Annotated in this window: 7 protein-coding genes; 3 read left to right on the top strand and 4 right to left on the bottom strand. The window is 56.4% G+C overall.

All coding sequences use genetic code 11. The features are described 5' to 3' along the window. Positions 1-334: 334 nt before the first annotated feature. From ACF8PK_RS04450 to fepB, 3 genes are read right to left on the bottom strand one after another with little or no spacing between them, the layout of a single operon-like run. Complete coding sequence (locus ACF8PK_RS04450; protein WP_392440252.1) at positions 335-1378, bottom strand: FecCD family ABC transporter permease; 1044 nt, start codon at positions 1376-1378, stop codon at positions 335-337. After that, entirely contained in the window at positions 1375-2412 is a 1038-nt protein-coding gene (locus ACF8PK_RS04445) for a FecCD family ABC transporter permease (RefSeq protein WP_392440250.1), read from the bottom strand. The genes ACF8PK_RS04450 and ACF8PK_RS04445 overlap by 4 nt, the downstream gene beginning before the upstream one ends. Next, positions 2409-3347, bottom strand: a complete 939-nt coding sequence (fepB, locus tag ACF8PK_RS04440) for a Fe2+-enterobactin ABC transporter substrate-binding protein (protein WP_055466112.1) — start codon at positions 3345-3347, stop codon at positions 2409-2411. Before fepB ends, ACF8PK_RS04445 begins: the two co-directional genes overlap by 4 nt. A gap of 320 nt (positions 3348-3667) precedes the next feature. Between fepB and ACF8PK_RS04435 the strand changes: the two genes are divergently transcribed. After that, positions 3668-4972, top strand: coding sequence for an NtaA/DmoA family FMN-dependent monooxygenase (locus ACF8PK_RS04435; protein ID WP_392440248.1), 1305 nt, complete (start codon positions 3668-3670; stop codon positions 4970-4972). A 202-nt stretch (positions 4973-5174) separates the two neighbouring features. Next, a complete protein-coding gene (locus tag ACF8PK_RS04430) occupies positions 5175-6524 on the top strand; it encodes a condensation domain-containing protein (protein WP_392440246.1) in 1350 nt (449 codons plus the stop codon). Between the two features lie 128 nt (positions 6525-6652). On the opposite strand, the gene ACF8PK_RS04425 is transcribed toward ACF8PK_RS04430, so the two are convergent. Then, on the bottom strand, positions 6653-11314 hold the full coding sequence (locus tag ACF8PK_RS04425; protein WP_392440244.1) for an amino acid adenylation domain-containing protein: 4662 nt from the start codon (positions 11312-11314) through the stop codon (positions 6653-6655). Positions 11315-11658: 344 nt separating this feature from the next. On the opposite strand from ACF8PK_RS04425, the gene ACF8PK_RS04420 reads away from it, so the two are divergent. Continuing rightward, positions 11659-12729, top strand: a complete 1071-nt coding sequence (locus tag ACF8PK_RS04420; RefSeq protein WP_392440242.1) for a 3-deoxy-7-phosphoheptulonate synthase — start codon at positions 11659-11661, stop codon at positions 12727-12729. The last annotated feature ends 55 nt before the right edge of the window (positions 12730-12784 follow it).

Below are 12784 nucleotides of genomic sequence, written 5' to 3'. Positions count from 1 at the left end.
CCTTTCGTCAGCATAAACGTCACACACTCACGTCGCGGTTACAGATCCCATTTAAGCCCACTGCGAGGAGAAAACGCCTGCAAACCCACAACGTGGATTGGTCTGTTTGACTACATTCCAAATCAAACAGGGGGCCTACTGTAGAACCGACAAATACAAATGTAAAGAATTCTCATTTACATTTGATAATAATTTTCATTATTTTGTTACTCGCATCAATGTATCAGTATGGAAACTTTTAAATAACTCAATTATCAATAGCTTAAGACTGTTATGCCGTAACACACTCCCCCGATAGCCACGCCTCGAAGCCATGCGGATCGCAGAGCGACCGCTACAATTTGGGCGAACGTGTGAGCAGCCAGATCAGGTACAACCCCCCGACAATGCCGGTCATGCGACCAATCGGCAGTGTCAGATTGAGCGGTTGCAGTTGCGTGATGAGATCCGCCACCACCATCAGCAGCGCGCCCATCACCGCCGAGCCATACACCGGCAGTTGCGAGGTGCGTAACAAGCGGCTGATCAACTGCGGCGCGGCCAAGGCGATAAATGCAATTGGCCCTGCCGACCCCGTCGCAATCGCCGCCAAAATCACCGCCGCCAACAACATCACCAAGCGCACCCGCTCAACACGAATGCCCAACTGCGTCGCCAGATCGTCGCCCATTTCCATTAGGGAAAGCTGCCTTGCCAGCAGCATGATCAACGGCACCAACACGATGACGCCGACCATGACGGGAATGGCGTGCGACCACGTACGCGCGTGCAGCGATCCCGCTAACCAGAGATTGGCGGTCACGGCGTTGTCGATGTTGCCTTTAACCAACATCAACCCATTGAGCGCACTGAGCACCGCGCCAATGCCGATCCCGGTTAGGATCAAGCGATAACCGCCGACCACGCCAGCTTTGCGCGACAGCAAATACACCATCACCGCGGTGACAATCCCACCGAGGATCGCCGCCAGTGCCACCTGCACCGGCCCTTGTTCAAACAGCACAATCTGCGCAATCGCGCCAGTCGCCGCGCCAGTGGTAAAACCAATCACATCTGGCGACCCCAGCGCATTGCGCGACACCGATTGAAAAATGCCGCCTGAAACGCCGAGCGCCGCCCCCACAAACACCGCGGTGACAATGCGCGGTAGACGAATATTCCAAACGATCCGCTCCTGCACCGCACTGCCCTGCCCGCTGAGGACTTGCCATAAGTCCGGCATCGAGATGGTGTAGCGACCAATCGTGAGTGCGTAGGCAGCAAGGCCTATCACCAGCACCGTCAGCAGCAATAACCATCCCATCGACACCGCCGAATAACGCACCGACCAGCCGCCACGACGCCAGACATGATACACCGGTTGAGAACAACGATTCATAACTGCGCGATCTTCCATTTTCGAACCAACACCACAAAGAATGGCCCACCAATCAGCGCCACCATAATGCCCACACTGATTTCATCCGGATGACCGATCACACGGCCAAGTATATCCGCCACCACGGTGAGTAACGCTGCGATCAGCATTGAATATGGCAGCAACCAACGGTGATCCGGACCAACCCAAAAACGTGCCAGATGCGGCGCCGTTAAGCCCACGAAACTGAGCGGCCCAGCGGCTGACGTCGCCGCGCCTGAAAGCACCACAATCACACTGGAAGCCAGAAGCCACACTCGCTGCGGATTGGCGCCTAGCGCTTCCCCCAAATCTTGCCCCAATGAAACCGTATTCAGCGCTTGGCGTAGCGCCATGGACAGCGCCAATCCGAGCGCCACCAACAGAGTGACCGGCCACAACACGTCGTACCCACGACCTTGCAATGACCCAACCGCCCAATGACGAAACTGGTTAAACACCTCTTGGTCGCTGTTGACGGTGATGATGTGCGTGAGTGCGAGTAGCACCACCGATAGCGCTGAACCAGCGAGCACCACGCGCACCGGATTGATGCCACGGCGCAGCCCCGCCAGCAGATACACCGCGCCACCAGCAATGGTGGCCCCAATCAAACCAAACCACATGTAACCAAACACATCGGTGATGCCAAATAGCGCAATCGCACTGACGATCGCCACCGTCGCGCCCGCGTTTACCCCAAGAATGCCCGGGTCCGCCAATGGGTTTCGCGTCAGTGCCTGCATCATCGCCCCCGCCACACCCAGCGCGCCGCCCACCACCACCGCCAGCAGCGTGCGGGGCACGCGTAAATAGTGCACGAGTAGATGCTCGCTCTGGGTCGGGTCAAAGGCGGTGAGCGCTTGCCAAGTCACTGCTGGCGCCACAAAGCGCGTGCCGATAAACACGCTCAGGCAGGCGCAGCCAAGCAACGCCAGCAGCAGCCCCACAATGCCCCAGATTTTGGCTCGGTCGTGTCGGCGAAGGTTCATTCGTTCAGCAGCACAGGAGTTCATGGTGCTACAGGCGCTCCAAAGCGCGCGCGAATGCCGTCCACAATTTCGTGTGCGCTGAAATAATCAATGCGAAACGAATTCGCCCCCAAGCCATACACTTGACCGGTTTTTACTGATGGCAAGTTGGCGAGCACCGGATCGTTTAAAAACTGCGGCACTTTGGCATCAGTGGCGTTAAACAAGAATGTGGTCGGCGCGGTCAATTCAGTCAGATGTTCGTAGTGAGCGCGGACAAAATCGTTGAGTCGGCTCGGACCAGTTTGCCAAGCGGGATTAGGGCCTTCGATATCAAAGCCAAGTGATTTCAGCAGCATGCCGTGTGAACCGTGTGGCGTCGCGATGGGGTTGGTCACCCCAGGGCCGTTGTAACTGATGATGTTCGCTTGCCCTTTCGGCAGCGTCAGCGCGGCGCGAGTTTGCGCGATATAATCATCAAACTGAGCAATTTTGGTTGCCACTTGCTGCTCAATCCCCACCACTTCGCCAATTTTCTCTGCGAGTTGTTGCCAGTTTTGGCCGCCATAATCAAGCACCACTGTCGGGGCGATTTGGCGCAGCTCATTCAACTGACCAAGCGCAGAATCCGCGCCGCCCAGCGACACGATGATCAAATCCGGTTCAAACGCATACGCCATTTCCAGATCCACACTCCCCGCAGGCCAAAGGCGCTCAACCCCGCGCTGCTCAGCAACCGCGCGCCACTGCGCAAAGTAGTCGCCATTGGTCGTGGTGGCACTGGCAATCACCGGCGCATCGACCGCCAATAGCGTGCCGGTGATGGACACGGAGGTAGAAAGAATACGTTTCGCGGGCGCGTTCAACGTGGTGGTGGAACCGTCAGCATTGAGGAACGTGCGCGGCCAACCTTGTGCCTGTACGGCACTACTGACGAGGAGCGTGAACAAAAATAATTTTCTAATGATATTTATTATCATTGTGATTCTCATTACATTAATAGACTACAATATCGCGTAAAAAGACGTTTATACCTGAAATTTATGGGAATTTTCACAGAGCGAGGTGATAGCTCTGACTAAGGGAATCTTTCACACGAGACCGACATACGCGTGCGCAATTCGGTTCCGACACACATGAGTGAGCCTTCATGCTACACACAAGTTCCCCATAAGTTCAAGAAGTGAGCGTGAAAAACGCCACGCATGATCCGCGGCATCACACTGAGTGGTGCTGGATTGAGCAATCTGGCCCCAGCGCGATCCATTCGCAACAACAGCCCAATTTAGAAGGACCCGTGATGAGTTCCCCCCAACCTTTGTGCATCGGCATGGCCTTGGCCATCAGTTGGCTCACCAAGAACGGCTGGCGCCGCGACGACAGCGGTGTCGAGCGCATGTATGACACCGATGTATACGTCGAGCTGGCCCAACGCGCCGAACGCGCCAAGCTCGATTTCCTGTTTCGCCCCGACACCCTGTTTCTTGCGACGCACGCTGTCGCCACTGAACCCGGTTTTAGCAGCTTAGACCCCATGGTTCTGCTGGCCACATTAGCACGTGAAACCACCCACATCGGTTTGGTTTCAACCGCCTCCACCACCTTCAATCCACCGTATGTGGTGGCGCGTCAGTTACAATCGCTCAACTGGGTGACCCAAGGACGCGCCGGTTGGAACATCGTCACTGCAATTGACGGCCAGCAGAACTTTGGCCAGCAGACCATGTTGCCCTCCGAAGCACGCTACCAGAAAGCGCGCGAGTTTACCGACGTGGTACTTCAGTTGTGGAACAGCTACCCCAGCAGCGCGATTAAAGCCGATAAACAGAGTGGTCAATACGCGGACATTGACCAGATTCAACCCATTGCCCATCACGGTGGCTACTTCGACGTACAAGGGCCGCTCAACGTGCCCAAGCGTCCCGGCGGCGACATACCGCTGTTTCAAGCGGGTGCGTCTGAATCCGGGCGCCAATTTGCCGCCAGTATCGCCGATGCGATTTTTGCCGCCACACCCGATATCGATGCTGGCGTTGAGCTGCGCAACGATCTGCGTCGCCGCGCGTTGGCACACGGTCGCCCAGCCAATGCGGTGAAAGTGCTGCCGGGGTTGTCACTCTATCTGGCCGACACGCGGGAAGAAGCGCAGGCGCTGCACCGCGAGACGCACGCCAATATCGATAACACACGCAAGTTTGCCTACGTCAAAGAAGCGCTCGGCCTTGACCTCAGCCAGTTCGCCCCTGAGCAGCGCATCACGGCCGATATGCTGCCCTCCCCTGAATATCAAGTGCGCAGCCAAACTCATTCTAACTTGTTACGCCGTTTGATTGAGCGCGAATCGCCCACCGTGGCCACGCTGCTCGAGCGCCCAGAAGTGATTGGTTCTGCCCACTGGATTGTGATTGGCACGGTTGATGATGCGTTTAACGCCATCGTAGAACGCGTGAACGCTGGCGCGGCGGATGGCTTTATTGCGGTTCCCGGCGGTTCATGGCAATCGGTCGATCTGTTCTTTGATCAACTGATGCCACGATTGTCGCAAGCCGGACTGTTTCGTTCCGACTACCAAGGGCGAACACTGCGCGACCACTTAGGACTTTGATAGGGTCAAATTTTGACATTGATGCAAATGATAATAATTGCCATTATCAAATTTGACGCTAAACTAATTTGCGTGAGTGGTTGTTCTTTCGCCTCCCTAGAATCCTGAAGGAACAGGCGCTCACGCAAACTCCTCTTGAAAAGGCACAAGCTTCGCGGCTTGCGCCTTTTTCTTATCACAACAATAATTCAAGGCTTTTTTCATGTCAGTTACTGGTTCGGCTCTTCATTGGATGCCCCTTACTCTGCCCCAACTCGATTTCTGGGAAGAATTTTCCCTTCACCCGGATGAGCCCCTCTCGACCGTCGCTCACTACATTGAACTTAAAGGCACGGTGAATGAAGCGGCACTGTGCCGCGCCATTGCCCAAACCGCGCAAGAAACCGATGTGCTGGCGCTGCGTTTTCGACTCGATGACGACGGCAAAACGCCGTTGCAAGCCCACGATCCGGCGCGCATACCGCAAGTGGAGATCAAAGATCTGCGCGGCAGTTCGCAGCCACTGGCGGATGCCAAAGCACTCATGGATGGCGATGTCCATGCACGCCTCAATCTGCTGCGCGATCCGCTGTCAGCGCAATGGCTGATCAAACTGAGCGACAATCATTACCTGTGGTACATTCGCGCGCATCACATTGTGATGGATGGCTTTGGCATGACGCTGTTTGAGCAGCGCTGCGCCACACTGTATCAGCACTACTTGGAGCGCACAGATGCAGGCAAACCGTTTAACGCGTTCGTCAGTTTCTTGGATGAAGAGCAGAGCTATCAAGCCAGCGCGCGCTATCAGCAAGACAAAGCGTTCTGGCGCGATTACCTGTCGAACCCAGCGCAACTGACCGTCCTCAACAAGGAGGATGATTACGGCGATGAAACGCTGCACGTTGCCCATGAACTGACACCCGCAATGAGCCACGATATTCGCCAGTTGGCGCACCAAGTCACCATGGGTTGGCCAGATTTATTGGTGACGTTGTCAGGCCTCTACATGCATCGCTATTTGTCCGACGCGTACTTGGGCCAAGGCAACGCCATGCCATTGTGGATTCCGTTCATGAGCCGTTGGGGCAGCGTGGGCGCCTACATGCCTGCCCTGCTGGTCAACATTCTGCCGTTGTATGTGCAGGTGGAGAAGAGCACATCGCTGCGTGATTACCTGACCCAGACCGGCAAAACGCTGCGCCAACTCTACGCGCGCGGCCGCTATCGCGTGGAGCAGATCGCCCGCGATCAAGGCGTGACGGAAAACAGCCGTTACTTCTTCTCGCCTTTCGTCAACGTGCTGCCATTCGATCCGCCGCAATTTGCTGGCTGCCAGGTCAAACATCATGTCATCACCAGCGGACCGGCCGACGGGTTTAACCTCACCTTCCGTGGTCAAACCAATGCCGATGGCTTGGTGCTGAGCTTGGATGCCGATTCTGCCGCGCACCCGCATGATGAGTTTGATCAGCACGCGCAGCGCGTGATGACCTTCATGCAGCAGGTATTAGACGAGCGCTACCTCGACCAACCGATTTCCGCGTTGTATGACGCGATTGATCACGCCTAAGCCTTAAGCACCTACGTGAACAGGGTCGCGAACACGGTTACCAATACATCGTCAAAAAAGCCGCTTCAATGAGCGGCTTTGTTAGTTCGACAGGGTGAAGTCATGGTGTTAACTCACCGGACAGCACGTCAACTCAGTTCGAGCAGTTTCGACACCTGGCCGGCGTTCTTGCAACCCAAGAGCTGGCGCGGCTGCACCGATTTGCCAAAGGTTTGACTGAGTTTCTCCGCCACGGCTTTCACGTGGGATGGCATTAAACCAGCCTGAATAAACTCTGCATGTTCCGTCAGTGAGGCGGCGCGCTCCCCCAACACCTGCTGATAGACATCAACGATGGATTGCCAAGGCGCCATTTTTTCTGGCGTCAGCGAAGGGGTTTGCGGCTCGCGGGAAGACCCGAATGGCGCCGCTACGCTAGCTGCCACAGTGCGCGGCGATTCACTCGCTGCCGTGAGCATGGCCAAGAGCGCGCGTTTGTCTTTCTTCCCATTGGCAGTGAGCGGAAAATGCGCCAATGGCACAAAACGCTGCGGCAGGTGCGATGCAGGCAGCCGCTGCCCCACAATATCACGCCACTGCGCCGCATTTTTCACAGCGCCGTCGCCAGAGACATAAAACAGCGCCAAACCAACATCGCCGGTGATTGGGTCGTTAAAATCAATCACCGCTAAATCTTGCACGTTCGCGACATTCATCAGCACGTTCTCCACATCAGGCAGCGAAATGCGTACGCCGCGCACTTTGACGTAACCGTTGATTCGCCCAGCGAAGATGAGGCGCCCATCGTCGCGATAGTAGCCCAGATCACCAGTTTTAAACGCGCGTACACGCTCACCATGTGGCGTCTCGATGGTCATGAAATCGGTTTGAACCACTTCGCCATCCACCAAATACCCCAGCGACAGGTTCACGCCCGCCGTGACGATGCGCCCCACCACACCTTGCGGGCAGTGTTGATGCTGCTCATTCACCACGTAATATTGCGTGCCCGGCAGCGGCGCGCCGTAAGGAATCACCGCGCCATCCTCGGGTTCAAGCTCATGCCAAATGCTCCAGATGGTGGTTTCCGTCGGCCCGCCGAGCGAGAACAAGCGCGCGTCGGGCAGACGTTCGCGCAGCGTCTGAATGGTCTGCGGTTTGATGTAATCGCCGCCCTGCGCAATCAGGCGCAGCGATTGCCCCTGCGAGGTCGACTGGCAGGCCAGCAACATCTCCAAAATGGCGGGCACGGAACACCACAGCGTGACGCCGTGCCGTTCGACCAAGCTGTTCCAGTGCAGCGCATCTTTTTCGGCCTCAGGTTCCGGAATGACCAAGGCAGCGCCCGCGCACAACGACCCGAGCAGATCAAACACCGACATGTCGTGATGCAGTGGCGTCACCGAAAGCATAACGTCACGCTCATTCACCTGCCACGCCACTAGCGTGTGATGCAGCACGTTGGCGGTCGCGCGGTTGTTGAGCACCACACACTTGGGCTGACCCGTCGTGCCAGAAGTATAGAGGTAATAGGCAGGCGCTTCACTGTGACTGCGCGCGCGAAGCACCTCTCGGCTTGGCAAGTGCGCCGCTTTCAGCGCTGGCTGCAGCAACTCACGCATCGCGACACAATGCGGGTGTTCAGCATTTTCCACACCGTCGCTGGTCACGATCACCAGCGCCGGTTGGCAGTGCGATAGCAGATACGCTTTACGCTCTGGCGGGCTGGCGGCATCAATTGGCACCCAAATGACGCCCGACAACGCGCAGCTCAGTGTTGCGATGACATGTGCTACGCTGCGAGGCAGGCAAATCGCCACCACGTCGCCAGCTTTCACGCCGCGCGCCTGCAGATGCGCCATCATGTTCGCGACTTGCTCTCCCAGTTGCTGATAGCTCCAGCGCTGCTCACCGCAGAAAAGCGCGGTGCGCTGACTCGGCGTGTCCCACAGGCGCTCCGCCAGCGTGGCCAGAAACGGCGCCGTCCCGTCATCCGCGTCAATGGTGTTGCGGTGGTCGACGGCGTTGCGGTGCGAGTTACGGTGCGAATTACGATGATAGTGGCTTAAATCCAGCGCTTCGCGGCTCACCCATTGCAAACTCTGGCGTTCGATCATGCTCTTCGCCGCTCGCTTGTAACTGCTCAGCCACGCAGCCACCTGCGCCTGACTTAACGCTTGTGTGACGTAATCGGCGCTGATGACCAGATTTTTATCTGCGTCGTAAGCGAGGCGAATATCGAGCGCAATCTGCGGCGTTTGGGTCAGCCCATCATGCTGCTGCAACGTATTGTCGGCTCGCAGCGTTTCCCACCCCAATCCATTGGTGATCACCACAGGCAGCGGCATGGTGCGCGCCGGTAACTGGCTCATCAATTGACGGTTAAGTTCAATGCCCGAAAACGCCAGATGCGCCATACCTTCGGCCACATCGCGCTGGATGAAGCGCGCTTGCGTAGCGAAGTCCGCTTCATCCAGCGCGTAGGTCAGCGCAATAAAGCTGGAGCGATTGGTCAGCTCTCCAGCCTGCGGGGGCGGCGCAACGGGCAAACCGATGCACAAAGGCATGTTCGAACACCAGTTCGCCAGCGTGTGCATGACCAGCGTTGTCAGCACGCTATTTGGAAACAGCCGTTCACTTGCCGCCAATTTCAGCAGCGCGCGCGTTTCGTCGCAGCTCAACGTGACGCTTTCTCGCGCGTAACGCGGTTGGTAGAGGGTATGAAGCGGCGCTTGCCACGGCAGTGCCATCGGTTCGGTCACACTGGCCAGCTTCTCGCGCCAGTAAGCTTGCGCCATTTCGCGCGCGTTGGCTTCTTGCTGCGGAGTGATGTGTGGCTGAGTGGTATTTTGTTGAGTGGCGTGTTGCTGAGTGGTGCTTTGTTGAGAAAGAAGCTTCGCTGCCACCTCACTCGTGACACCCAATGCTGGCTGCGCGGCGACGGGCTTGGGTTGATTTTCCAGCAAGCGAGCCAATAGATAGGCGATGGAATGGCCATCGGAAATCAGCGCATCAAAACTGGTGAGTACAATATGGCGAAAAGCGTCAGCGGCCAGCGCGTCCGGCTTGGCTTCGGGTAGCGACACTAACCAGACTTTCCACGGTGAACGCGCTAAATCATGCCGACTGTGCGAGATCTGCTCGATCAGCGCCTCCGCTTCGCTTAATGCCTGCGGCCGACTCCGATCACGCAGGTCGCAATGCTGCCAGTTGACGATTCGCTCATCGCTCACCCATTGCGTCAGCGTGGTGTCGTCGATGTGAGTGCGCAGTACGGGCAGTGTGTCCACCAATTCCACCAACCGCGCGTGCAGTTGATCAGCGTCGACGGTCCCGCGATAGATACGAAAATCCTGCATCGCCACCCCACCCAAGGGTAAATGTTCACTGCGCCCAACCAGATACGCCTGTTGCAATCCGTTCAGTGGGGTTTGGTGAGGGCGCTGCGCGCTGCTGGAGGCACTTGTCGTCTTCACACTTGTCCCCTCATCAATACATGTCCCCTCAATACTTGTCACTTCAATGATGCCGGGTTGCAACACACGCTCAGGATGCTCAGCCAGCTCACTCAACAGCGCCACATAACGGGTGAACAGCGATTGATAGAATTCGCGTGGCACACTGTCCGTGCGCACATCCCAGTTGATCAGAACGCCGCGCTTGTAAGGCACAATCTGCGCGTCCAGCAGCACATGCGCGCCCTGAGAACAGGCCCATACCATGTCGCCGAGCGTGTCGTGCACCCGCTGAGCATAGAGATCGCCGCCGATGTCCCAGCCCGAGGTGAACACCACTGGCGAAGTTTGCAGGGCGCCCTGCTGGCGCGACAGATCGCGCATGACATTGACGCCGCTGTAATGACGATGCTCCAAGCACGTCATCAACTGATGTTGGGTTTGCTCAAACAGCGTTAAAAGTGGCACGTTCGGTGCACAATGGGCGCTAAATAGCGTTAAATTAGCAAAATCCCCCACCGTATCGTCAAAGCCTTGCGGGCGATAAAACAGCGGCACGTTGATTCGAAACGCTGGCTGTTTAAGGGCATCCGCCAACAGCACATTGAACGCACCAAGCGACACAGCGCTCAGGCTGAGGTGATGTTGGGCGGCTAGCGCTTCGAGTTGCGCGCGCTGCTGAACCGTCAGCTCAAACGCCAAGCGCTCAGTATGCACCGCAGCCGTATCTGAATGAACGGGCTCACGCTCGGGTAACTTGGGGGCGGGCGCAATTGTACTTTGCAGAGCCTGCCAGTAACGGCGATCGCGCGCCACTAAGGCCTGCTGCGCAGCCGTCGCCATTTGACGTTGAAACGCAATAAATGGCGCGCTACGAGTATCACTCAGTTCACCATGATAAGCCGCGACCAGCGCGTCTATCATCAGGCGAAAACTTTGCGCATCGGCGGCGATCATGTCGACATCCACATGCAAACGAAAGCGATCGTCAGATAACCGAGTCAAAACAAACTCTGCGCCTTGCCCTTGATTGAGTGCCAGCTTTTGATGGGTTTTCTGCTCACGCATGACGCGAAGTTTTTCATCGCAATCGGCAGCGTCGAGCGCGCGCCAATCCTGTACCTGCAATGCGTGGAATTCATTGAGTTCACCGACAGACCATTGACCGTCCTCGCTGACCGTAACGCGCAGCATTTCATGGCGAGCAAAGAGCGTGTGAACCGCCGCAGCCAGTCGCGTTTCATCGATCCCCCGCCCCTCAAATTCGACATACAAATGGGCCGCATCGCCAGCCCTTGGTGTGGTGGATTGCCTGCCGACCCAATAGGCCGCCTGTAACGTTGTCATCTCGTGCATGATGCTTTCAACACGCCTCTTGTTGTGTTTGGGTTTCGTCGTGATTCACCATTATTGTTACAATTAAACACACATAATGACAATAATTATCATTTACATTAACCACATCGGACATCTCACCACAGCGACAAAGAGCATTAAAATCATGGCGTTAAAATTTAGTCGCTTGATTCACTTTCCCCTGTTTTCTCGCCTCAACATCACACTTCTGCGTGAATCGCCGCTTGACAACAAAACCAAGCGTTGTTGATAATCGCCAAACTCAAAATTGATAATAATTATCATTTTCACAATATAATAACGACCATTCCGCCCATATTTACTGCCCGTCTTGAGGGGGACGAATGCATATGCTCAACAACGTCATGCGCTCAACCACTGTCGGCCAACTGCCGTTTGTCGAAACACTGCTTGGCTCAATTCCCACCAGCGCCACTCAGCAAGCGCTGATTGTCCAAAGCCGCCAAGCGATCGCCGCCATTCTGGAGGGCCAGGACCCACGCCTGCTGGTGATTGTCGGCCCATGCTCGATTCACGATCCACAGCAAGGGCTTGAATACGCGCGCAAACTCGCGGCAGTGCAAGCCGATTACGCCGACCAACTGCTGATTGTGATGCGCACCTATTTTGAAAAGCCGCGCACGCGCACTGGCTGGAAAGGCTTGATTGTTGATCCCGACCTCGATGGCGCGCACAACATGGCGAAAGGTCTGAGTGTGGCCCGCACGTTTTTACGCGACGTGACCGACTTAGGATTGGCGACGGCGACCGAATTTCTCGACACCACCGTTTATCCATACATCAGCGATCTGATTTGCTGGGGCGCAATTGGCGCGCGAACCACCGAGTCACAAATTCACCGCCAGATGGCCTCCGCACTGCCCTGCCCGATCGGATTTAAAAACGGCACTGATGGCAACGTGTCCATCGCGATTGATGCCATTCATGCCGCGCAGGCCGAGCACGTGATGAGCGTCGCGGGCACTCAAGGCGCGCCAGCCTTGGTGATGACACACGGTAACCCGCACGGACATGTGATTTTGCGCGGCGGCAAAGTGCCCAACTATCACAGCGATGATGTGGTGTCGGTGTCGAAACAACTGGAAGAAAGCGGCCTCAATCCGCGTTTGATCATTGATTGCAGCCACGGCAACAGCCTGAAAAAAGCGCACAATCAACTCGGCGTCGCGCAAGATATCGCGCAGCAGTTACTGGCGGGCGAAACCTGCATTGCTGGCGTGATGTGCGAAAGTTTTCTCAAACAAGGCAATCAGAGCCTGGCGAACGAGGACTTGGTGCCGGGGCTATCGATTACCGACGAATGCCTGAGTTGGGACAACACGGTACAACTGTTGGATACGCTGGCAGAAGCAATGAATGGCGTGCTCTCGCAGCGCTATTCCACCGTTGCCTAATTGGGCAGTTTCACGCACACCAAAAACCCCGCGAATGCGGGGTTTTCTTATCTGT

This window comes from Vibrio sp. CJQ_6, from assembly GCF_043106745.1.
GTDB classification, from domain to species: Bacteria; Pseudomonadota; Gammaproteobacteria; order Enterobacterales; family Vibrionaceae; genus Vibrio; species Vibrio furnissii.
The sequence above is the reverse complement of the archived record's forward strand: the minus strand, read 5'-3'. Positions and strand labels throughout refer to the sequence as shown.

What these genes read in the sequence shown, in the direction of transcription:
- ACF8PK_RS04435 (WP_392440248.1), top strand. Translation starts at nt 3,668, where the DNA reads ATGAGTTCCCCCCAACCTTTGTGCATCGGCATGGCCTTGGCCATCAGT.
- ACF8PK_RS04425 (WP_392440244.1), bottom strand. Translation starts at nt 11,314, where the DNA reads ATGCACGAGATGACAACGTTACAGGCGGCCTATTGGGTCGGCAGGCAA.
- ACF8PK_RS04445 (WP_392440250.1), bottom strand. Translation starts at nt 2,412, where the DNA reads ATGAACTCCTGTGCTGCTGAACGAATGAACCTTCGCCGACACGACCGA.
- ACF8PK_RS04420 (WP_392440242.1), top strand. Translation starts at nt 11,659, where the DNA reads ATGCATATGCTCAACAACGTCATGCGCTCAACCACTGTCGGCCAACTG.
- ACF8PK_RS04430 (WP_392440246.1), top strand. Translation starts at nt 5,175, where the DNA reads ATGTCAGTTACTGGTTCGGCTCTTCATTGGATGCCCCTTACTCTGCCC.
- ACF8PK_RS04450 (WP_392440252.1), bottom strand. Translation starts at nt 1,378, where the DNA reads ATGAATCGTTGTTCTCAACCGGTGTATCATGTCTGGCGTCGTGGCGGC.
- fepB (WP_055466112.1), bottom strand. Translation starts at nt 3,347, where the DNA reads ATGATAATAAATATCATTAGAAAATTATTTTTGTTCACGCTCCTCGTC.